The following is a 23,588-nucleotide window of genomic DNA, read 5'->3' as shown; positions in this document are numbered from 1 at the left end:
CTAAAATTATCGCAAAAAAAACAAAAACTGACAGTTAAACAAACCCTTTACCGCACATTTGACAAAACACAATGGAACTAACCACAATTAATGAAATTAGAGAACTGAGAGATGAAATTCGAGAAAGTATTAAGTCTCTAAATTTGAACGAATATAAATCATTAGAATACGGAAAGGAAAATGAATATAATTTTCGTGGTTTAGTTGGTGGTATTGAAGCACTTTTAACTGACATATCTACTTTGACCCAGTATCCAAGCAAATTTGTAAAAGTATCAACTTATACGGAACGAATAAACATAAAAAACTATTTAACTACAATAAATACTTACATAGAAAGTCCAAATAATTATATAACAGATTTTGAGGCTTTAAAAATTCTTCTGAGAAATTATAACGTCCGATATTTTAGTGAAAGGCAGTTAGAATTTGAAAAAGAAATTGAAGAAGTAAGAAAAGTAAAATTACAACTTCAACAAATTTTAGTAGAAGTAAAAGAAGTAAATACAAGTATTAACGAAAAGAAAGAATCAATTGATAATAAATTAGAAAGTAGTAATGAAAAACTTTCTGAAATTGAAACAGAATTAGAAAAAATAACCGAACGAAAAAATGAATTAATTGAAGAGTCAGAAACTCTTGAAACGATAAATACAGACCTAAAAACAATTAAGGAAAGTGCTTCTGAAAATTTAGACGAAATAACAACTTCACTTACAGAAAGCAAAGGAAACGAAAAATTAATAACTTCATTTGCAAATAAAGTACAAGATAGAGAGAAAAAATTAGACGAATTAGAACAAAATACTAAAACAAATAATGAAAAGCTTGCAGAATATGAAACTGAAAGAAAATCGATTTTAGAGCAGGCAAGTCAATTAATTGAATCCTCTAAAAAAGCTTTAAACTATACAACAGCTGAAGGTATTAGTGCATCTTTTCAAAAACAGTATAAGGACTCAAACAATTGGAAAATACTTGGAAGTTGGATATTAGGAGCTGTTATTTGTTTGTTAGGAACAATAGCATTAGGAATTTGGATTTTAAAGACAAACGATGACAGTATTGGTATTGTAATTGGTAGAATATCTCTTTTACCTTTACCAATTACAGGAGCAATATTTTGTGCGAATCAATTTACAAAACAGAAAAACATAATTGAAGATTACGCATATAAAATGGTTCTTTCAAAGGCAATAGTTGGTTTTTCTGAACAATTAAAGAAAAATGGAAAACAAGGTAACGAAGAATATGTGCATTATATTAAAACAGCTCTAGTTGAAATTCATAAAGACCCATTAAGAAAAAGAGAGAAAACAAAACCAACTGAAACAAAAGAGACAAATATTAAAGATTTAATTGAAGTTGCAGAACGAATAATTAAATTAACAAAAATTGAATAAAAATGTGTGGTAATGCTGAATATAATTTATTAGTAGCTCTAGCTTACTTACGAAACCAGAAGTGTCAAGACGGTATTTATTTTTACTAAATTAGGTCTTGAAACACGCCACGAAATCATACACAAAACCGCTCTACGCAATTTCAATAAATATCATGCATAAAAAAAATGAAACGGACTAACGACCAATTCGAGGCTTCCGCTTACATATTCGAAAAAGCGAATGGAAATAAAAAATCAGAATACGAAGAAAAATTAATTGCTGAATCTAGATTGACGAAATTAAAGCCAAACGACTTAAAAATGCAAATAATAAACGGATTAAATAGTGGACTTTACTCTGACTCAAAAGAACGAATAAGTGCATATTGGACTTTAAGTAAAGTTCATGACAAAAATTTAATACCAGATTTCAGAAAATGGCTTAAATCAGAGTTTGAAAAGTCAGAACCTTTAGCTGTCTATCAATTAATGATTGCTCTTGTAAATTTAGAAGAACCTGTTTTCAACAAAAAACGAATAGGAAGTGCATTCCACGAAGCTGAACTTAATATGAGAGATGCAGATAGCTATTTAAAAAGTTTATAAAATGGCTACTCAAATTTGTCCAAATTGCGGAGAAAACTCATTTACTTGGAATATTGATGATGAAATATCTGAATTTACAATTTGGAGTTGCTATAAATGTGAATATCAAGCATTCGAAAATGAAAAGAACCAACGGAATTGCCAAAATTGTGGACGAAAAACAGAAACAAAATTAAAAGACGATAAAAAAGAATATTGGTGGTGCTCGAATTGTAATTCAAAATCGGAAATAAAAAGCAAGCTATAGCCGTATATAATTCATTGTGATAGAATTTTCTAAATGGTAATCTCAGTTAATTATTTAACTTTGGTCTATTAATAATAGTTGTTAGAGTACTTAATTCGCACAACTTTTATATATAATGTTAACCAAAAAAACATAAACAAAAAAAATCATAAACCATGTCCTATTTTGAAAAACTCAATCGTCATAGAGATATAAACTTAAAATTTTAGAAATTATGAAAGAATTTATGATGATTTTCAGAAACGAAAAAACTAACCAGCCAAAACCTTCGCCAGAACAAATGCAAGCGATGATTAAACAATGGCAAGATTGGATTGGAGGAATTGCTGCACAAGGAAAATTCGTTAGCACCAATGCATTGGGTTACGAAGGACAAACGGTAAATTCAAACGGAATTGTGAGCGATGGACCTTATGCAGAGGTAAAAGAAATGATTGGAGGTTATATTATTGTAAAAGCTGAAAACCTAGCCGATGCTGTAAAACTTTCTGAAGGTTGCCCAACACTTCTTATGGGTGGAAAAGTAGAAGTTAGAGATGTAATGATACTTAATTAATTTGTAAAATGGCGTTACCAACTATTTTCAACAAAGACATTTCAGAAAAGATAATTCAACGGATTAACCACCTGAAATCAGACTCCCAACCCAATTGGGGAAAGATGAATGTTTCAGAGATGTTGGCACATTGCAATGTGACCTATGAAATGGTGTATGAAAACAAACATCCGAAACCTAATTTTTTCATGAAAGCAATGATGAAATTATTTGTAAAAAAAATAGTGACAAGCGAAACACCTTACAAACACAACGGACAAACTGCACCTGCGTTTAAAATTAAGGATTCCCGAAACTTTGAAACAGAAAAAATCCGTTTGATCGACTACATTAATAAAACACAACAGTTAGGTGCAAATAGTTTCGACAACAAAGATTCACATTCTTTTGGAAAATTAAGCACAAACGAATGGAACAATATGTTTTATAAACATTTAGACCATCATTTACATCAGTTTGGAGTGTAATAATTTATGCAAGAAAAGGAACTTATTCCTCAATTATTCAAAACAGAGTATAGAAAAATCATTTCTGTACTCTGTAAATTGTTCGGTATAGTACATATAGAAATTGCAGAAGACATCGCAAACGATACTTTTCTATTAGCGTCCGAAACATGGGGCTTAAAAGGTATTCCCGAAAACCCAACGGCTTGGCTTTATACCGTCGCCAAAAACAAAACAAGAGACCATTTCAAAAGAACAAAAATCTTTAACGAGAAAGTTGCAACAGAACTTAAAAATACCCAATCCATTTCGCACGAAATAGAACTCGACCTATCCGAAGAAAATATTAATGACAGTCAATTGCGAATGTTGTTTGCCGTATGTAATCCAATCAACAGCAATGAATCACAAATCACTCTTGCTTTAAAAATTCTCTGTAGTTTTGGAATCGATGAAATTGCAAACGCACTTTTAAGCTCAAAGGAAACCATCAACAAAAGGCTTTATAGAGCAAAAAAAACGTTGCGAGAAAACAATGTTGACTTATCGTTTCCTTCAAATTCCGATTTGGAAAAACGATTGGACAATGTTCTTTCTATTTTATATCTCCTTTTTAACGAAGGATATTATTCTTCAACTTCTACAAATACAATTCGTAAGGAATTATGTCTTGAGGCAATGCGTTTACTTTACCTTTTGACCGAGAATGACAAAACAAATGTTCCAAAAGCAAATGCGTTAATGGCTCTATTTTGCTTTCATACGTCACGATTTGATGCCAGATTTGACCAAATTGGGCAACAGGTCATGTATAAAGAACAAGACAAGAACCAATGGAATTCTGAATTGATTGAAAAAGGCGAAACCTATCTTAACATTTCGGCAAAGGGCAATCAAATATCAAAATATCATTTGGAAGCGGGCATAGCATTTTGGCATACAAGAAAAAAAGTAGTAGAAAAAGAAAAATGGAATAGCATTCTACAATTGTACAATAGACTTTTGCAAATCGAATATTCGCCCATTACAGCTTTAAACAGAACTTACGCTTTAGCAATGGCAGAAAATAAAGAAATTGCACTGAAGCAAGCATTAAAAATCGACTTGAAACAAAATCATCTCTACCATTCCCTATTAGCAGAATTATACAGTGAAATAGATAAACAAAAGCAAATAGAACATTTGAATTTAGCCCTAAAACTAACAAAAAATGAAAAGGATAGCATTTTGTTAGAGCATAAGCTGAAGAAAGCCCGTGGTTGACAGTGTATAAAAATATTTACAAGCACTTAATTCATTGACTTTTCATATATTTAAAGCTCGTATGTAACAGAAAGGTTGGTAATTATTTAAAAGCAACTTTTCATAAACTAACCTAAAGCCCGTAATACTTTTTATATGATACATTTAAACAAAGTAGTTGGTGTAGTAACCGTCAGATTAATTTTAGGATTCATTTTTTTTATGCAAGGATTTGGAAAAGTATTTTCTATAGGTGTAGAAAATGTATATAACGCAGATTTTTTTTATGGTACTTTTAAAGATCTTTTACCTGAATTTCTAATTTACGCAACGGCTTATTACACATCATATATTGAGTTACTTGCGGGGTTTCTTTTGGTGTTAGGTTTAAAAACAAATTATGCCTTATATGCCCTAGCATCCGTTTTAATTATTGTAACCTTTGGACATGGATTAGCTGAACCCATTTGGGATTTATCTCATGTTATGTATCGTACAATTCTCTTGGTAACGCTTTTAATAGTACCAAAAGAATGGGATAAATTTTCAATGGACACTATAATTAGAAAATACATGAACAAAAGTAAAAACTTGACGGAGTAAAAACATTTTTTTAACTATAAGACCTTTTTGATTTAAAAAAAATAAATACAAACATTTTAAGATCAATTAAACATAAAAATTAGTTTAAATCTCTCATTTGTCGTTTTCTGAAAATTTTAACAATTTCACTTTTTAGAAAATACTCAAATACAATACCTTGCACCCATTATTTTTATAAAAATTAATGATCAAGAATATAATACCCATTTTTATTTTAACGCTCTTATTGAGTATAAACGTTAGTTGTAATAAGCAGAAACCAACAACTACCACAGAAAAGGTTGCTGTAAAACAATTTCAAACTGAAATACCAATTTACGACTTTAACCAATTAGAACCACTACTTTATACGGAGCGTGATAAAATTTATATCGTTAACTTTTGGGCTATGTGGTGTGCTCCTTGTGTAAAAGAACTGCCTTATTTACAAGAATTTGCTGCAAAAAACCCAGCAATAGAATTGGTATTGGTAAGTCTTGATTTTACAAAAGATATAGAAACGAAATTAAAACCTTTTTTAGAAAAAAATAAGATCACTTCAAAGGTCATTTTATTGGATGATCCAGATGCCAATACATGGATAGATAAAATAGATCCAAACTGGTCTGGAGCCATCCCTTTTACCATAATTTTTAACAATAAAAAACGCCTGTTTTTTGAACGTGCTTTCGAAGATTTGAAAGATTTAGAAAATGAAATTAATAAAATACGTAATCACTAATAATAAATTTTAAAAATGAAAAAAATCAATTTAATTATAGCATTTGTATTTATAACGGCAAGTATTATTTCTTGTAAAGATAAACCTGAAAACAATAAAGAGGTAGCATCAACTGAGCAACATGAAGGTCGTGATGGTCATCCACCAAAAGGTGAAGGAGATAGAAAAGGACCTCCTAAAGGTGGCAGTCCTGAACAAACTAAAACCCTCGAAGAAATTGGAGGTTATAAAATTGGTGAGGTAGCTACTGATTTTAATCTTAAAAATGTTGATGGAAATATGGTTTCATTAGCGGGAATTAAAGATGCCAAAGGCTACATTGTTACTTTTACGTGTAATGGATGTCCTTTTTCTGTACTTTATGAAGATCGTTTAATTGAATTACATAACAAGTACGCAAGTCAAGGCTATTCAGTCATTGCTATTAATCCGAATACGGCATCAGGTGGTGAAAACGAAAGTTACGAAGCCATGCAAAAACGTGCGAAGGAAAAAGGATTCCCTTTTGCATATCTCGTTGACGAAGGTCAAAAAATATCCCCACAATATGGTGCCGTTAGAACGCCACATGTATTTTTACTAGATAAAGATAGAAAAGTACAATATATTGGTACCATTGATGACAATTCAAGAGCTCCAGAAAACGTAAAAGTAAAATACGTTGAAGATGCGATAAAAGCCTTAGAAAATGGAGAAAAACCAAGTCCTAATTTCACTAAAGCCATTGGTTGTCCAGTTAAACCTCATAAAGTATAGTTCAATTCCAACGATAAGAAAATTAGTTTTATATTTAAAATCCATAACTAATTTTAATGATTGATTAAAATTCTAGAGTTACATTTTACTACTGAACAGCTGTTGTTTAATAATAGTTAGACAACAGCCAGTAGAAAAAGTCGACTTGAACAACATTAATGAAGAAACGATCTAACATTACGCTATTTCAACTTTTTAAGAAATTAATTAATTATATAAAGCCGTATAAGTATTTAGTCATTGTAACGTTGGTTTTAACACTTATAGGTGCCTTTCTTGCTCAAGTTAATGCTCTAATATTGCGTTATGCTGTAGACGAACTTACCGTGCTAAAAGAGCAAGATAAAACCTTGCAAGATGGGTTATCACTTTTAACAACTATTAGTGTAATTCTATTATCAAAAGAGTTGCTTTATGCTATAGTACAATTTGGTCAAAAATTTTATGGAGAAAAGATGAAAATCTTTATTTCAAGAGATTTTGCACAGCAAGTTGTAGATAAGATCTTAACTTATAAAATGGCTTTCTATAGCTCTGGTGAAAATGAAAGTGGTAAACTGCAAACACGAATAGATTTAGGAATTTCAAGTTTAACTCAATTGGTCAAAAATTTCTTTATTGATATCCTTCCTTTATTTACAAGTGCAATTATAGCTTTATTTTTTATGTTTCAAGCTAACTTCTATGTTGGCTTAGTCAGCCTTACCATTATACCTGTTTTTTTCTATATCAGTAGTCTGCAAGCCAATAAATTAAAAGGGTTTAGACGGAAAATGAGAGGGTTCAGAGAAACAAGAAACAATAGTATTATTGACCTCATCAATTCAATAACTGTTATAAAATCATTTACCAGAGAAAACTTAGAAAGTAAAAAGCATGAGGAGATTCAATTAGACATGACCGAAAATCAAATGAAAACGCGTCAACTAAGTTTTTTATTTGATAGTGTAAAGTCCTTTATTGAACAATTTGGAGTTGTTATTATTATTGTCTTAACCGCCTATTTTGTATTGAATGGTACCATGACAATTGGAGCCATTATGTTTCATATTTTATTATTTAACAATGTTTCAGCTCCTATCCGTCAGTTACATCGAATTTACGATGAAGTAAATGATGCACTTATTTACTCAGAAGCATTTTTTGAAATAATGGATGCTGATGAAACTGAATTTAGTGGGAAGTATATACCGAAAAAAGTAATAGGGAATTTTGAACTAAAAAATGTAGATTTTGCCTATCCAAATGGTACCAAAGCCTTATTTGATGTTTCTATGGTTATTAAACCCAATACTATAAATGCCTTGGTAGGTTTGAGTGGTGCAGGAAAAAGCACCATCGTTAATTTATTAGATAAGTTTTACCAACCTTCATCAGGAACAATTTATTTAGATGGTGTTGATTTACAGAAATATGATACGCTCTGGCTTAGAGATAATATTGGATTGGTGCTACAGAAAAATCATATTTTTAATGGTACAATAGAAGAAAACATCCTTTATGGAAAAGAAAATGCTACCCATGAAGAGGTTGTTGATGCAGCTATAAAAGCACACATTCATGAGCAAATTATAAATTTACCAGACGGTTACAACTCAAAAGCTACCTTATTGTCTGGCGGTCAGAAACAAAGGGTATCTATTGCACGACTTTTTTTAAAAAACCCTCCCATAATTTTTCTTGATGAACCAACAGCAAGCTTGGATGCAATTGCTACAGAGCAAATTAAAAAGAGTTTAGATTCTATTAAACAAGGACGAACAGTCATAATTATTTCACACAGTATTTCTCAAATCATAGATGCGGAAAATGTGATTGTTTTAGAAAAAGGAAAAGTAATTGAAGAAGGAACTCATGAGGAGTTGTATGATAACGAAAGTACGTATCATGAAATTTTTAATGCCATGGCCAACAGTCTCAATCTTGATAAAATTACCGACACAATGAATGAATAATTCAATATCAATACCTCAGTAAAACAACTAAGCCTGAAACTCCCCCACTGCTTCATAAAAATCATCTTCATCTACGCCCATATGTTGGCAAAGCCATTTTACACCCAACAAATGTTTAATGTCATTTTCATTCGTTATTTCTAAGGGTAATTTACCTTCATTTGTATCTATAAAATAGACCTCATTTTCTAAGGTGTAATTTGGTTGTTGGTACGGATATTTCTTTATCGTATTGGTACTTGCTTCAACAAGTAACTTTACTGCCGCAATAGTTTCGTTATACACCAACATACCTCCATTGGTAATAGAATTTACAAAATCTGCAGTGTGTATCTCAGAATTCACATCAATTACAAGTGCTATATTCCCCTTTAAGGCATCGGCATTTTTAGCTGCTTCAATTACAATAAATTCATTACTTTCATCAATAGATTGTTCGCCATTAGCTAAAACAAAATCAACTTGTTTATCATGATAATTTAAAACATGAAGTAACATAGCTGTGATGTTATTTTCAGCTTTAGAAGTTAAGATAACAACTCTCGTTTTTTCTTGAAACTGTTGGTATAATTGTTGTTCTGAAATCATTTAACAAAAGTAAATAAATTAGAAATTACAAGCACTAAAAAACAAATAACAAATAAATTCCAAAAATGAAAGTCCAAATAACAATTGTAACAATCTAACAATAAATATTTCGAGAATTATTCATGAGATTGCCACGGGCATTTTAAATAGTTCTTTAACGACACTATTTTATGAATGCCCTCGCAATGACAGGTTTGTGTAAATCAGTGAAATTAGTGTCTTACTCATCAAAACAACCACTTTACTCAATATAAATTGTAATTTTAGGTTATACTATCGTTATTTGTTATCTAATAAAAGAATTATGCAAAAGTCAATCACGCTACTAACAATGATATTATTATTTTCAACAACGATCATCAATGCACAATCCGATGATAATTATTCAGAGGCATGGTATAAAGTAGAGTCCTTTGAACTAGAAGGCTTACCAAAATCTGCCTTGGCTGAAGTTGAAAAAATATATAAAAAAGCTAAAAAGGATAAAAACGATCCTCAATTGGTAAAGACCTTGCTTTACATTTCAAAGTTTGCTTTGACATTGGAGGAAGATGCTCAATTGAATACCATCTTAAACCTAAAAAAAGAAGCAACAGAAAGTAAATTTCCTACAAAGAACATCTTGGAAAGTATAATTGCAGATATCTATTGGCAATATTTCCAACAAAACCGATATAAATTTTACAATCGTACAAATACTTCAGAGAAGGTAGATACTCTTGATTTTAGAACGTGGGACTTACAAACTATTTTTGAAGAAACGCATCATCATTTTCAAGCATCTTTAATCAATTCAATATCCTTACAAGAAACAGATTTAACTGCCTACAATGCCATTTTACATCTGCAAGGAAACTCTAAAGTTTACAGACCCACTTTATATGATTTTTTAGCTCATAGAGCCATTGATTTTTACAAAACCGATGAACGTAATTTAAAACGTCCTGCTTATAAATTTGAAATTGACAATGCCGAATTATTGGCTCCAAACACTGATTTTACTAAAAATCAATTGTATGCTAAGGATAGTTTATCACAACAATTACATGCCTTACGTTTATATAAAAACTTAACATTATCTCATGCAAAAGATAAAGCCCCAACGGCTTTAGTTACATTAACCTTAGAGCGTTTGGACTTTGTGCGTGCAAACGCTGTATTCAGCAATAAAGATGCTGTTTATTTTCAGACACTGAACACTCTAAAAGACCGGTATAATAAACACGAAATAGTTACAGAAATTGATTACAAAATTGCTGTTTTTCTAGACAGTCAAGCAAATGCATATGATCCTATAACCAACAACAATCAATGGAAGCGTAAAGAGGCGTTAAAAGTTTGTGAAGATGCCATGGCTCTTTTTCCAAAATCTACAGGAGCCGAAAAATGCAAGAGTTTACAAAGTCAAATATTAAATCCTAGTTTGCAAATCACCGCAGAAAAATTTACACTTATACATAAACCTGCTAAGCTATTGGTTACTTATAAAAATACAGACCAACTATACTTTACAGCATTAAAAATCTCGAAAAGTCAACATAAAAAGTTTTCTGAAATTTATCAGGATGATAAAAAAATAGCTTTTATCAAAAAATTAAAGGTTATTAAAACATGGAACAGTACATTAAAAAATGAAAGTGATTATCTTCAGCACACTACAGAGGTTTTATTACCGGAGTTAGAAGGTGGAAATTATATGATTTTCACCTCTGTAAATGAAACCATTTCAGATCAATTTACGCATGGACACACATTTACTCAAGTAACGGATATTGCTTTAATTGAAAACACATTAGAGGGTAAAAAAATCTATCAAATCGTAGATAGAAACACTGGTAAACCTATTAAGGATGCCCGAGTAAATATTAAAAATTACAATACAGGCAGGTATAATAAAGCAATAAACAGAACGCTAACTACTGATAAAAACGGACAGGTGTTTTTTAAAAACAATGTCTATAGAAATAACGTTGTAATCACGGTAAACTATAAAAATGACGAAGCTGCATTTGGCGACTATTATTTATCTGAAACACATAAACCTGTCATAAACAAAAATAAATCGGCTCGTATCTTTCTATTTACGGATAGAAGCATTTATAGACCAGGGCAAACCGTTTATTTTAAAGGTATTGCAGTAGCTTCTGAAGACAACAAATCGCATGCCATTGACGGAAAAGAAGTAACCGTTAAGCTAAACGACGTTAATTATCAAGAAGTAAAATCACTCACTTTTAAAACCAATGAATTTGGTTCTTTTAGTGGCGAATTTATCTTGCCAAACACGGGATTAACAGGGAATTTTAATATCTATGCGTCTTCTAGTTATTATTTTGGAAATTCACTCAATGGTAGTTCACACTTTTCAGTAGAAGAATATAAACGTCCCAAATTTGAGACTGAATTTAAACCCGTAACAGAAACGTACAGAGTTAATGATACGGTAACAGTTAACGGTACCGCAAATGCGTTTGCAGGAAGTACCATAACCGACGCTAAAGTGACTTATCGCGTGTTTAGAACTGCTCAATTTCCTAGATGGTGTTGGTGGTATTATAATGACTATAGTTATAATTCAGAATCGCAAGAAATAACACATGGTGAAACCACGACGGATGCCAGTGGTAATTATAAAATTGCTTTTAAATCTATTCCAGATATTAAAATAGATCCGAGTAATCAGCCAACTTTTAATTATAAGGTAATGGCTGATGTCACTGATATTAATGGAGAAACACGAAGTACAGAAACTACTGTAAACGTAGGTTATCATGCGTTGACCCTTTCTATTTCTATGCCCGATAAACTTGAAAAAAGCGACAAAAACCATACTATTCATTTACAATCAAACAATTTAAATGGAGAGTTTGTGGCAGCAAAAGGCAATTTGAAAATTTACAAGTTGGTTGCCCCTGAATTTGTATTGCGAGCACGACCATGGGAAGCACCAGATTATCAATCATTATCAGAGGAAGCGTTTAAAAAATTATTCCCTCATGAAGCCTATCAAAAGGAAAATGATTCGAATACATGGAAACAAGGAAAACTAGTTTTTGAAACCACTTTTAATACTGAAAAAGAAAAAGACTTACAATTGAAGAACATCAGTAAATGGGCTTCAGGGTTGTATATCGTTATTGCCGAAAGTGAAGATAAATTTAAACAGGCGGTAAGAGATGAGTTTCGTTTTGAGGTTTTTAACACGAATGACAAGGTAGTTTCTGACAAGCAATTACTTTTTATTAAAACAAATAAAAATGAATACCAACCTAACGAATTTGTAAAATTACAAATAGGTTCAGCATCAGAAGATATTTCTGTAACCGTTACCGTTGTTAAAAAATATAGTATCGTCGACACTAAAATTGTAAAGCTCTCCAATGAAATCAAAACCATTTCAATACCTGTTAAACCAGAAGATCTTGGTGGTTTTTCAATTCAATACCAATTGGTAAATAACAATGCATTTAGCAATGGAAATTTAAATATTAACGTGCCTTATCCTAAAAAGGAATTGTCTATAGAAACCACAACCTTTAGAGATAAATTACAGCCTGGGCAAAACGAAACATGGAGTTTTAAAATAAAAGGAGCTAAAAAAGACAAGATAGCAGCTGAAGTATTAGCCTCTATGTATGACGCCTCTTTAGATGAATTTAGACCACACAATTGGTATTTTAGTCCACTTAACCAACGCTATTATTACAATTACAACCAAAGTACGGCCAGTCATAGTTTTGGGAATGTTAATTTTAATATCGATCAACAAAATTATAGTTATTATGGATTTTCTAATCAAAACTATGACCAACTCAATTGGTTTGGATTTAGTTTAACGAATAGTTGGTTTAATAATAACTATTTAAATTCAATAAGAAGTAAGCATGCTCCTGATATGTTTTCAGCGTCAACGGACAGTAATAAAGAGAAAGGCTATATCTATGGTAAAGTATCTGATGATTCCGCTGTATTACCTGGTGTAAACGTGTTAGTGAAAGGATCTTCTACTGGAGTTCAAACCGATTTTGATGGTTATTATAAAATTAAGGCATCGCAAGGTGACATATTGGTATTTTCATTTATAGGGTATAACACTTCTGAAATAACGATTAAAGGGGATAATATTTACAACATAAGATTAAGAGCTGATGAGCAATCATTAGATGAAGTGGTTGTTACCGGTTATGGCGGTCAACGAAAAGAAAAAAAATCAGCCAATAAAGCTTTGATGATTAGAGGAAGTGCTTCCATAAATGTCATAGAAGACGATATGGAAGTTGAAGAAACTGCTATGGAAGATAGCTTAGCCCAACCTGCTATGAGTCCTAAATTAGAAAGCGACAAGGATGGAGAAAAAAACAAAGAAGGAAGTCCTGAAAACAATAATGACCAATCACCTTTAAAAGGCATTGTAGCTCGCAAAAACTTACAAGAAACGGCTTTCTTTTATCCACATTTAAAAACAGATGCCGAAGGTAATATCAGCTTTAATTTTACCATTCCTGAAAGCTTAACACGATGGAATTTGAACCTCTTGGCCCACACCAAAGATATGGCAACGGCACAATCACGCTTATCAACCGTTACTCAAAAAGAATTGATGGTAATGCCAAATCCACCACGTTTTCTACGTGAAGGTGATGTCATTATTTTTGCTTCAAAAATTGCCAATTTAACGGAGAATACATTAGATGGAATAAGCGAATTACAATTATTTGATGCATTAACCGATAAACCTATTGATGCCAAATTAGGCAATGCCGATAATCGCAAAAGTTTCACCGTGGATGCTAAAGGAAATGCCAATGTAAGCTGGACCTTAAAAATTCCATTTGATGTGCAGGCCGTTAAATATAAAATAGTAGCTAAAGCGGGTGATTTTACCGATGGTGAAGAAAATGCATTGCCTGTATTGTCAAACAGAATGTTGGTAACCGAAAGCTTACCTATATGGCTCCGTTCTAATGAAACCAGAACGTTTACCCTTGATAAGTTGAAAAACAATACATCAACAAGCTTAAAAAATCACAATTTAACCTTAGAAATAACTTCAAACCCAGCTTGGTATGCTGTTCAGGCATTACCCTATTTGATGGAATACCCTTACGAATGTGCAGAGCAAACTTTTTCTCGATACTATTCAAATGCATTGGCTAGTCATATTGCCAATTCAAACCCACGGATTCAAGAGGTATTTAATCAATGGAAAAACAGTGATGCTCTGGTATCTAATTTAGAAAAAAACCAAGAATTAAAATCACTAATTATTCAAGAAACCCCTTGGTTACGAGATGCTCAATCTGAAACTGAACAGAAAAAACGTATTGCTTTGTTATTCGATTTGAATAAAATGAAAAACGAATTGGCTTCTGCATTACGTAAATTGGAACAAGTTCAAATGGGCAATGGTGGTTTTCCTTGGTTTAAAGGAGCACGATATCCTAATCGATATATTACACAACATATAGCCTCAGGATTTGGACATTTAAATAAGTTAGGTGTCGCTAACCCTGAATCTGAACAAATGCTGAATAAAGCCGTAAAATTTTTAGATGACGAGATTTTATCTGATTTTAATAAGCTTAAAAAGCAAGCTAGAAAAATTAAAGCCAGAGCGAAAACAAAAGCGGAAGGTGAGCGCTTGGAAAAAGAATTCTGGGAATCTAATCACACGCATCATTTTCAAATTCAGTATTTGTATATGCGTAGTTTTTATAAAGATATTACCATTCGTAACAATGTTCAAACGGCTGTTGATTATTTTACCAATCAAGCCTATGAATTTTGGAAAGAAAATAACTTATATACCAAAGGTATGATTTCATTGGTCGCAAAAAGAAATGATAAAACGGCAGTTGCCAATAAAATAATAGCTTCACTAAAAGAAAATTCAATATCAAGCCAAGAACTGGGTATGTATTGGAAAGAGAACACGGCTAGTTGGTATTGGTATCAAGCTCCAATTGAAACACAAGCCTTGTTGATTGAAGCATTTACTGAAGTTGAAGGTGATATAAAAACCATTGACGAACTTAAGGTCTGGTTGTTAAAGAATAAACAAACGAATCGTTGGAAAACGACAAAAGCAACTACTGAAGCTGTTTATGCTTTACTACTGCAAGGTACAGATTGGTTAGAGGTTACTGAATTTGTAGACATCACCATTGGCGATCAAAAGATTGACCCTTTACAATTGGAAGACACGAAAGTAGAAGCCGGAACGGGGTATTTTAAAACCTCTTGGAAAGGCGATGAGATAAAAAATGACATGGCCACTGTGACCTTAAGTAAGAAATCTGAAGGTGTAGCTTGGGGAGCATTGTATTGGCAGTATTTTGAGGATTTAGACAAAATAACCTCAGCCAAAACACCATTGCAATTGTCTAAAAAGTTATTCCTTAAAAAGAATACGGATCATGGTGAAGAGCTTACGGTTATCACTGAAGGTACCGATTTAAAATTGGGCGATTTAGTTCGTGTTCGTATAGAATTAAAAGTAGATAGAACCATGAAATTTGTTCATATGAAAGATATGCGTGCAGCAGGATTTGAACCTATAAATGTACTATCACAATACAAATGGCAAGACAATTTAGGCTATTACGAAAGCACAAAAGATGCGGCTACCAATTTCTTTTTTGACTATTTACCTAAAGGTGTTTATGTTTTTGAATATGACCTACGCGTCAATAACAAAGGTGATTTCTCTAATGGGATTACAACAATACAAAGTATGTATGCCCCTGAGTTTAGTAGTCACAGTGAAGGGGTCAGAGTGAATGTTAAGTAAAATTCCCTCCCTAGCCCTCCCCGAAGGGAAGGGAATATTGGAGTGGATAATTGTTTAAATAACAACACCCCTAATGAGTTTCACTCGGTATTTTCAATGAAAATATATTTTCATTTTAATAATCCTCAAGGGGACAATACTAAAGTAATTTGGTAGTAAATGTTCCATTGGGGCTGATGAGAACAAAATATATTTTGTTTAGAAATTATCGAGCGACGCTTTTAGGGGTGTTTATAAATTATATTATGATAAAAAAAATAATTAATTTTTTACTCAAGCTAGGCATAGTAACTGCACTCTTGACATCAATATTGCCAAACATCTTTCCCAATTATTGGCTTATTGATATACTGTCAAATTTTAAACTACAAATTTCACTATTTCTTCTAGTAGTTTTTGTTATAAACCTATTCTCTAATAAAAGTAAAATTATAGGGATTATTTCCTTTTTACTCATCCTATGGAATGCTTCATATATATACAGTCTTTATTTCCCAAGTAAGCTTGGTGAAATACATAAGCTGAGAGGAACAACAATTGTCAGTATCAATTTACTTTCAAGTAATAACGATTCTGAAAAAGTCATAGACTTTATAAAAACGAAGAGTCCTGATATTCTCATCTTACTTGAATATAATCAAAAATGGAAATCTGCATTAAGTGACATTACAGAACAGTATACTTTTAAAAAATGGGTACTTCGTAAAGACAATTTCGGAATTGGATACTATAGTAAGATAGCATCGGAAATGTCAGTTTTAAATTTTGATTCATCAAAAGTCCCTTCTATTCTAGCTAGCCTAAAAATTGATGACAAACCGATAGACATAATTGCAACGCACCCTTTTCCTCCAATGGGTAAAAGAAACTTTGATATTCGTAATGCTCATTTTAAGAACCTTGCTAAAAAGACGAAGGAGCTTTCTGAAAATTTAATCGTTATAGGCGATTTAAATACCTCTTCTTATTCAAAACACTTTCAAGATTTATTATTAAACACCAATTTAAGAGATTCGCGAAATGGATTAGGTATACTACCCACTTGGCCAACAATGTTTACAATCTTAAATACCACTTTAGATCATGCTTTGATAAGTAAGGCTATTAGCGTTATTGATCGTGGTACTGGACCTAATATTGGTTCAGATCATTTACCTATCTTTATGGAGTTCAGAATTAAGGACTAAAAAAATCTATTCAATTCTTTGGCACCATATTTGCTTACTACTAAGTAATTAATAATAAATTATAAATAATTATGAGTAAAGGAACAGTTAAATTCTTCAATGATGCCAAAGGTTTTGGTTTTATAACTGAAGAAGGTTCAAACACAGAACATTTTGTTCACATTTCTGGATTAATCGATGAAATTCGTGAAGGCGATGAAGTTGAATTTGATTTAGAAGAAGGAAGAAAAGGTTTAAACGCAGTAAATGTAAAAGTTATATAACATATATATATTACTAGTTAAAATTTTAAACAAGAGCCCATCAATAGATGGGCTTTTTTATTGTCACAAAGTGTACGTAAAAACAATTTAAGACCTAACTCCATTGATATCAATACTATAAAAACAATTATCATTTAACCAATACTACGTTACTATTCTTATCGTTAATAATAAGACAATACAAAATAAGTGGAAATATGTTTGAAGACGACGATGATGACTACAAGTCTCACGAGGAAATAGAAAAAATGCCTATCTATAAAAAAGCATGGGAAATTATGTTACTAGGCAGAAAAATTGGAAGTTTAGTTTCAAAGGATGATGTTGAAACTGCTGATGAAGCTGAAGGTGAAATGCTTGAAAATTACGCTACCTACATCATCGAAAATGCATTGATTATTCCGGCAAAAATTGCAGGAGCAGAAGGAGCTAACGTTTATGATATTCGCATGGAAAATGCTGCTATTATAAGAAAATCGGCTCGTGAAATTTTAACAAGTTGCTCTGGCATGCAACTATGTGGCTACCAAGACAATGACTATATAGAGTTACTAAGAAACGAAATTGAAGAATTCCGCGTCATCTTTGCCGAATGGGTGGCAAGTTTTGACCCAAACAATTATATGATTGACCGTTGGGGATTGTTTAATCCTCCTGGCGTAAATTATAATGACTACGCCCCTGATGACGATATTAATTTTGACGATGATTTCTTAGGATAAAATATTACTAACCTCATAGCTTCAAAACCTATGAGGTTTATTTTTTCACTACATTTGAGAAGAACTTATTCCCTTAGCATGAAAATCAACAACTCTTTTAATACTCCATTCTTAGTTATATTTTCATTTTTCTTATTGAATTCGGACCTTTCAGTAGGTCAAACGAATTCTAAACCACTTAAAATAGGCGTTGTGGGATTATCTCATAGTCATGTTGGTTGGATTTTAAGCAGACCAGATAAAGGAGATATAAAAATTGTCGGAATTGTAGAGCCCAATAAAGACCTAGCAGAACGTTACTCAAAAGATTTTGGATACTCCATGGATATTGTTTTTGCTACCATGGAAGACATGATTAAAGCGACAAAACCAGAAGCTGTCACTGCTTTCGGCTCTATTTATGAACATTTAGAAGTAGTCGAAACTTGTGCTCCTTTAGGTATTCATGTAATGGTTGAAAAACCATTGGCAGTAAGTATGGAACATGCGAAAAAAATGGAGGCTCTTGCCAAAAAACATAATATTCACTTATTGACCAATTATGAGACCACATGGTATGCTACAAATCATAAGGCTTATGAAATGGTCGATAACGGTGATATAGGTAATCTCAGAAAAATAGTAGTTCGAGATGGGCACCAAGGACCAAAAGAAATTGGTATTAATAAAGAATTTTTAGAATGGCTTACAGATCCTGTGCTTAACGGTGGTGGTGCCTTGGTTGATTTTGGCTGTTACGGTGCTAATTTAATTACATGGTTTACAAAAGGTAAAAAACCAGAAGCCGTATTCGCAGTGACCCAAACAATAAAACCAGAAATCTATCCAAATGTAGATGATGAAGCAACAATTATTTTACAATATCCTAAAATGCAAGGTATTATTCAAGCTTCGTGGAATTGGCCGATGTCAAGAAAAGACATGGAAATCTATGGCAAAACAGGATACGTATATAATGACAATGCTAAAACAATGCGTTACCGTTTAAATGAAAAAGAGGAAGAGCAAAAAAATGTTTTAGAATCTCGTTTGGCTCCCTATGATGACCCTTTCTCGATGCTTGAAGCGGTAGTTCGAAATAAAATTACGTTACCGCCATATGACTTATCTTCATTAGAAAACAATATGATTGTGGTTGAAATTTTAGAAGCAGCTAAAAAAAGTGCAAAAACAGGAAAGAAAGTAAAGTTGAATAATTAATTCAATTTATACCTCAAATTGCGTGTATCTAATTCATTCAATAAATCTTGAGATATTTTGACTTTGGCAGATCTACTAGGCATTTGAAGCTTCAGTTTTTCTTCACGATCAAATACTAAAAAATTCAATACATCTTTTCCTTTATGGTCTTCTAAAATTTCTTCCAAGGTATTTATTCTTTGGTCAGTAAGCTCTAATATATCTAATTGTAACGTCAGCTTATTGGCCAAAAGATCTAACACATCTTGTAACATTTGTATGTTATTGAATTGCATACGCACATCACCTTCTCTCCACCCCTTACGTACAGAAATTTTGACATGTAAAAAAGAATTGGGTATTAAAAAATGCTTATACCTTAAATATTCTTCGCCAAACATTCTAAACTCATAGGCTTCTGAATAATCTTCAATTGTAAATAATGCCCAGCCCTTACCATTTTTTGAAACTCTATGTTGTACGTCAGTAACAATACCCGCAATAGTTAAATCTTTATTTACTAAACTTGGTAAATCATTAAAGGAACTGATTGGAGCATTGCAAAAATATTTTATTTCTGTTTTAAAATCGTCCAATGGGTGACCTGAAATATAGATACCAATCATCTCTTTTTCTTTTGCCAATTTCTCCATAACTCCCCAAGGTTCACAATCGGGAATTATAGGTTCTTCAAATTGAATTTCTGAAGTTTCACCAAACATAGAAATCTGAGCTGAATTTTTATTTTCTTGGTATTTATTTCCAAAACGAATGGCTCTTTCAATAAACGTTTGTCCACGTTCGTCATGCTCAAAATATTGAGCCCTGTGGGTTTCTATAAATGAATCAAATGCACCTGCTAATACTAATCCATCAAAAGCTTTTTTGTTTGTAGAACGTAAATCTACACGTTTGGCCATATCAAAAATCGAAGTATAAGGACCATTCTCTTTACGCTCAGAAACAATGGCTTCCACAGCATTAGCCCCAACTCCTCTCACTGCTCCCATTCCGAAACGGATGGCACCTTCATTGTTTACGGCAAACTTGTAAAAAGATTCGTTAACATCTGGACTCAACACTTCAATTCCTGCACGTCTACATTCATCCATAAAGAACGTAACCTGCTTAATATCATTCATATTATTTGATAATACCGCCGCCATATATTCCGCAGGATAATGTGCTTTTAAATACGCCGTTTGATACGCTATATAGGCATAACATGTAGAGTGCGATTTGTTAAAGGCATAAGCAGCAAACGCTTCCCAGTCTTTCCAAATTTTTTCTAATGCATCTTCTGGATGTCCATTTTTAGTACCTCCAGCAATAAATTTAGGTTTTAATTTTTCAAGTAAAGCAAATATCTTTTTACCCATCGCCTTACGCAAACCATCGGCTTCACCTTTGGTAAACCCAGCTAATTTTTGAGACAATAACATTACTTGCTCTTGGTACACCGTTACCCCATACGTTTCCTTAAGGTATTCTTCCATTTCTGGAAGGTCATATTCAATAGCTTCCGTACCGTGTTTACGATTAATAAACAAAGGTATATATTCCATTGGCCCTGGTCTATACAAGGCATTCATCGCAATTAAATCTGCAAACTCCGTCGGTCGTAAAGACTTCATATGCTTTTGCATTCCAGGTGATTCATACTGGAAAATACCTACTGTTTCACCACGTTGAAAAAGCTCATATGTCTTTTTATCATCTAACGGAAATTCATCAGGATCTAAATCGACCCCATGAATCGCTTTTATTATTTTTATAGCATCTTTAATTAAGGTTAATGTTTTTAACCCTAAAAAATCCATTTTTAGTAGGCCAGCATCTTCAACAACATTATTATCAAACTGAGTTACATAAAGATCAGAACCTTTTGCTGTTGCTACAGGTATTAAATTGGTAATATCTTCAGGAGTAATAATGACTCCACAAGCGTGTGTACCTGTATTACGTACGGACCCTTCTAAAGCAACGGCTTGCGTAATCGTCTCTGCGACAATACCATGACCCTCTGCCAAATTTCGTAGTTCATTTACATTTACAACCTCTTCACTTCGTAAAGCTTTTATTTTGGCAATACTTTTGGGATCATCTCCAAATATGTTGGCCAATTTTGTATTTGGAATTAATTTGGCAATTCTGTCGGCATCTGATAATGGTAAATCTAATACCCTTGCGGTATCTCTTATAGAAGATTTCGCTGCCATGGTACCATATGTAATAATTTGAGCCACTTGATTGGCACCGTATTTATCTATTACATAATCAATTACTCGCTGTCTCCCTTCGTCATCAAAATCAATATCAATATCCGGTAACGAAACACGATCGGGATTTAAAAAACGCTCAAAAAGTAAATCATACTTAATCGGGTCAATATTAGTAATCCACAAACAATACGCTACGGCAGAACCTGCTGCAGAACCACGGCCTGGCCCTACAGAAACTCCCATTTCTCTCGCTTTGAGAATAAAATCCCATACAATTAAGAAATATCCAGGATATCCCGTTTTTTCAATAATTTCTAATTCAAAATCAAGACGTTCTTGCTTTTCTTTATCTAATTTTCCATATCGTTTTTCAGCACCTTCAAAAGTTAAATGCTTTAGAAATGCATTTTCTCCTCTTACACCACCATCTTCAGCATCTTTGGGATCTACAAACTGTTCAGGAATGTCAAATTTTGGAAGTAACACATCACGTTGTAACGTATAGACCTCAATTTTATCGACAATTTCTTCAATGTTAACAATGGCTTCAGGCGTGTGACGAAACAATTGTTTCATCTCTTCTTGACTCTTAAAATAATATTCCTCATTGGGCAAACCATAACGGAAGCCTCTTCCCCTACCCTTTGGCGTAGCTACTTTTTCACCATCTTTTACACAAAGTAAAATATCATGCGAATCTGCATCAGACTTATTAATGTAATAAGTGTTGTTAGCAGCTATTAATTTTATGTCATGTTTTTTTGAGAAATCAATCAACACATTATTTACGTGTTGCTCATTTTCTTGATTATGGTTATTTAATTCTATATAAAAATCATCTCCAAAGGTATCTTTCCACCAAACCAGTGCTTCCTCGGCTTGATTTTCACCCATATTAAGAATCTTTGAGGCTATTTCCCCATAAATGTTACCACTCAATACAATGATATCTTCTTTGTATTTTTCAACAATGGTTTTATCGATTCTGGGTACATAATAAAATCCATCAACATAAGCTGTGGATGCCATTTTTGCTAAATTATGATATCCATTTTTATTTTTGGCCAACAAAACCATTTGGTAACCATTATCCTTTACAGATTTGTTTTTATGATCTTCACAAACAAAAAATTCACAACCCACAACCGGTTTAATTTGATGCTCATTATTTTTATTACTACTTAAAGCTTCCTTTACAAAGTAAAAAGCCCCCATCATATTACCAGTATCCGTTAAACCTACGGCTGGCATTTTGTTTTTTACTGCTGTTTCTACAAGTTTTTTAATACTCGCTGTTGATTGTAAAATGGAAAATTGAGAATGGTTGTGTAAATGAGAAAACGCAAAATCATCTAAGTTTATATCTGAATTAGATGCATCACTTACAGATTGTCCCTCTGCTTTTTCACTCTTTTTTCTTAGTTTTTTACTCTCTTTCTTAAGGTTTGTATGTTTAAGACCTATCAGCTCTATTTCTTTAGGATTTTCTCTCGAAAATTCTTCAAAATACTTTGCATCAACATCTAATTCTTCTTTGGTATATAAACGTTTTCTAATCAGCTCAAAAAAGCATCGTGTGGTGGCTTCAACATCCGCGGTAGCATTATGAGCTTCAGCGAAAGGAGCATTAAATAAATGTTGGTGTAATTCTGTTAAGGTTGGTAATTTAAACTTACCTCCTCTACCTCCAGGTATTTGACACAACGTAGCTGTTTTCTCAGTACAGGTATCTAACAGCGGTAAATCATTCAATGGCGTCTCAATGCCTTGACGATAGTATTCACTCCCCATAATATTCAAGTCAAAACCAACATTCTGACCAACTACAAAAGTTGTTTTTGCAAGAGCCTCATTAAATAACTTTAATACGGTATCTAATTCTTCTCCTTTTGCTTCCGCTAATTCTGTAGAAATACCATGAATTTGTTCCGCATCATAAGGTATATTAAACCCATCTGGTTTAATTAAATACTCATGACTTTCTATCAATTTACCGTACTTATCATGTGTTTGCCATGCTATTTGCACACACCTTGGCCAATTATCGGTATCGGTAATTGGGGCATTCCATTTTTTAGGCAATCCGGTAGTTTCGGTGTCAAAAATTAAGTACATAAATAG

Annotated in this window: 17 protein-coding genes; 15 read left to right on the top strand and 2 right to left on the bottom strand. The window is 32.6% G+C overall.

What is annotated here, in order from left to right:
* Positions 1-71 precede the first annotated feature (71 nt).
* The 10 genes from FF125_RS04535 (at position 72) to FF125_RS04490 (ending at position 8,516) form a co-directional block, all read left to right on the top strand.
* A complete protein-coding gene (locus tag FF125_RS04535; protein ID WP_138948662.1) occupies positions 72-1,403 on the top strand; it encodes a hypothetical protein in 1,332 nt (443 codons plus the stop codon).
* Positions 1,404-1,570: 167 nt separating this feature from the next.
* Positions 1,571-1,990, top strand: a complete 420-nt coding sequence (locus FF125_RS04530; protein WP_138948661.1) for a hypothetical protein — start codon at positions 1,571-1,573, stop codon at positions 1,988-1,990.
* Between the two features lies 1 nt (position 1,991).
* Positions 1,992-2,237: a hypothetical protein gene (locus tag FF125_RS04525; protein WP_138948660.1), complete on the top strand. Its 246-nt coding sequence runs from the start codon at positions 1,992-1,994 to the stop codon at positions 2,235-2,237.
* A 214-nt stretch (positions 2,238-2,451) separates the two neighbouring features.
* A complete protein-coding gene (locus FF125_RS04520; RefSeq protein ID WP_138948659.1) occupies positions 2,452-2,793 on the top strand; it encodes a YciI family protein in 342 nt (113 codons plus the stop codon).
* Between the two features lie 8 nt (positions 2,794-2,801).
* Positions 2,802-3,260 carry a DUF1569 domain-containing protein gene (locus FF125_RS04515; protein ID WP_138948658.1) on the top strand — a complete coding sequence of 153 codons (459 nt, stop codon included), beginning with the start codon at positions 2,802-2,804 and terminating at the stop codon, positions 3,258-3,260.
* Positions 3,261-3,266: 6 nt separating this feature from the next.
* The gene (locus FF125_RS04510; RefSeq protein WP_138948657.1) at positions 3,267-4,502 is read left to right on the top strand and encodes an RNA polymerase sigma factor; all 1,236 of its coding nucleotides are present in this window, start codon (positions 3,267-3,269) and stop codon (positions 4,500-4,502) included.
* 135 nt (positions 4,503-4,637) lie between these two features.
* Positions 4,638-5,084 (top strand): DoxX family protein, encoded by a 447-nt coding sequence (locus FF125_RS04505; RefSeq protein ID WP_138948656.1) that lies wholly within the window; start codon positions 4,638-4,640, stop codon positions 5,082-5,084.
* Positions 5,085-5,268: 184 nt separating this feature from the next.
* Positions 5,269-5,805, top strand: coding sequence for a TlpA disulfide reductase family protein (locus FF125_RS04500; protein ID WP_138948655.1), 537 nt, complete (start codon positions 5,269-5,271; stop codon positions 5,803-5,805).
* A gap of 15 nt (positions 5,806-5,820) precedes the next feature.
* On the top strand, positions 5,821-6,561 hold the full coding sequence (locus tag FF125_RS04495; protein ID WP_138948654.1) for a thioredoxin family protein: 741 nt from the start codon (positions 5,821-5,823) through the stop codon (positions 6,559-6,561).
* Between the two features lie 158 nt (positions 6,562-6,719).
* Positions 6,720-8,516, top strand: a complete 1,797-nt coding sequence (locus FF125_RS04490; protein WP_394344123.1) for an ABC transporter ATP-binding protein — start codon at positions 6,720-6,722, stop codon at positions 8,514-8,516.
* A 27-nt stretch (positions 8,517-8,543) separates the two neighbouring features.
* Here FF125_RS04490 and FF125_RS04485 read toward each other — a convergent pair whose 3' ends face one another.
* Positions 8,544-9,104, bottom strand: a complete 561-nt coding sequence (locus tag FF125_RS04485) for a hypothetical protein (protein WP_138948653.1) — start codon at positions 9,102-9,104, stop codon at positions 8,544-8,546.
* Positions 9,105-9,408: 304 nt separating this feature from the next.
* Here FF125_RS04485 and FF125_RS04480 point away from each other — a divergent pair, with 304 nt between their 5' ends.
* The 5 genes from FF125_RS04480 to FF125_RS04460 all read left to right on the top strand — a co-directional run bounded on the left by FF125_RS04480 (position 9,409) and on the right by FF125_RS04460 (position 19,266).
* Positions 9,409-15,894: an alpha-2-macroglobulin family protein gene (locus FF125_RS04480; protein WP_250629682.1), complete on the top strand. Its 6,486-nt coding sequence runs from the start codon at positions 9,409-9,411 to the stop codon at positions 15,892-15,894.
* A 245-nt stretch (positions 15,895-16,139) separates the two neighbouring features.
* Entirely contained in the window at positions 16,140-17,081 is a 942-nt protein-coding gene (locus FF125_RS04475; protein WP_175418868.1) for an endonuclease/exonuclease/phosphatase family protein, read from the top strand.
* 71 nt (positions 17,082-17,152) lie between these two features.
* Positions 17,153-17,344 (top strand): cold-shock protein, encoded by a 192-nt coding sequence (locus FF125_RS04470; RefSeq protein ID WP_138948651.1) that lies wholly within the window; start codon positions 17,153-17,155, stop codon positions 17,342-17,344.
* 197 nt (positions 17,345-17,541) lie between these two features.
* Positions 17,542-18,066: a hypothetical protein gene (locus tag FF125_RS04465; protein ID WP_117881458.1), complete on the top strand. Its 525-nt coding sequence runs from the start codon at positions 17,542-17,544 to the stop codon at positions 18,064-18,066.
* Positions 18,067-18,144: 78 nt separating this feature from the next.
* Complete coding sequence (locus FF125_RS04460; RefSeq protein WP_138948650.1) at positions 18,145-19,266, top strand: Gfo/Idh/MocA family protein; 1,122 nt, start codon at positions 18,145-18,147, stop codon at positions 19,264-19,266.
* On the opposite strand, the gene dnaE is transcribed toward FF125_RS04460, so the two are convergent.
* A complete protein-coding gene (dnaE, locus tag FF125_RS04455; protein ID WP_138948649.1) occupies positions 19,263-23,582 on the bottom strand; it encodes a DNA polymerase III subunit alpha in 4,320 nt (1,439 codons plus the stop codon). The two genes, FF125_RS04460 and dnaE, sit on opposite strands and share 4 nt — an antisense overlap.
* Positions 23,583-23,588 lie beyond the last annotated feature (6 nt).

The sequence above is a fragment of the Aureibaculum algae genome (genome assembly GCF_006065315.1).
Lineage (GTDB): Bacteria > Bacteroidota > Bacteroidia > Flavobacteriales > Flavobacteriaceae > Aureibaculum > Aureibaculum algae.
The sequence above is the reverse complement of the archived record's forward strand: the minus strand, read 5'-3'. Positions and strand labels throughout refer to the sequence as shown.

Coding starts and splice junctions, on each gene's coding strand:
- dnaE (WP_138948649.1), bottom strand. CDS start 23,582: ATGTACTTAATTTTTGACACCGAAACTACCGGATTGCCTAAAAAATGG.
- FF125_RS04480 (WP_250629682.1), top strand. CDS start 9,409: ATGCAAAAGTCAATCACGCTACTAACAATGATATTATTATTTTCAACA.
- FF125_RS04485 (WP_138948653.1), bottom strand. CDS start 9,104: ATGATTTCAGAACAACAATTATACCAACAGTTTCAAGAAAAAACGAGA.
- FF125_RS04465 (WP_117881458.1), top strand. CDS start 17,542: ATGTTTGAAGACGACGATGATGACTACAAGTCTCACGAGGAAATAGAA.
- FF125_RS04490 (WP_394344123.1), top strand. CDS start 6,720: ATGAAGAAACGATCTAACATTACGCTATTTCAACTTTTTAAGAAATTA.
- FF125_RS04470 (WP_138948651.1), top strand. CDS start 17,153: ATGAGTAAAGGAACAGTTAAATTCTTCAATGATGCCAAAGGTTTTGGT.
- FF125_RS04520 (WP_138948659.1), top strand. CDS start 2,452: ATGAAAGAATTTATGATGATTTTCAGAAACGAAAAAACTAACCAGCCA.
- FF125_RS04500 (WP_138948655.1), top strand. CDS start 5,269: ATGATCAAGAATATAATACCCATTTTTATTTTAACGCTCTTATTGAGT.
- FF125_RS04510 (WP_138948657.1), top strand. CDS start 3,267: ATGCAAGAAAAGGAACTTATTCCTCAATTATTCAAAACAGAGTATAGA.
- FF125_RS04535 (WP_138948662.1), top strand. CDS start 72: ATGGAACTAACCACAATTAATGAAATTAGAGAACTGAGAGATGAAATT.
- FF125_RS04530 (WP_138948661.1), top strand. CDS start 1,571: ATGAAACGGACTAACGACCAATTCGAGGCTTCCGCTTACATATTCGAA.
- FF125_RS04495 (WP_138948654.1), top strand. CDS start 5,821: ATGAAAAAAATCAATTTAATTATAGCATTTGTATTTATAACGGCAAGT.
- FF125_RS04505 (WP_138948656.1), top strand. CDS start 4,638: ATGATACATTTAAACAAAGTAGTTGGTGTAGTAACCGTCAGATTAATT.
- FF125_RS04515 (WP_138948658.1), top strand. CDS start 2,802: ATGGCGTTACCAACTATTTTCAACAAAGACATTTCAGAAAAGATAATT.
- FF125_RS04525 (WP_138948660.1), top strand. CDS start 1,992: ATGGCTACTCAAATTTGTCCAAATTGCGGAGAAAACTCATTTACTTGG.
- FF125_RS04460 (WP_138948650.1), top strand. CDS start 18,145: ATGAAAATCAACAACTCTTTTAATACTCCATTCTTAGTTATATTTTCA.
- FF125_RS04475 (WP_175418868.1), top strand. CDS start 16,140: ATGATAAAAAAAATAATTAATTTTTTACTCAAGCTAGGCATAGTAACT.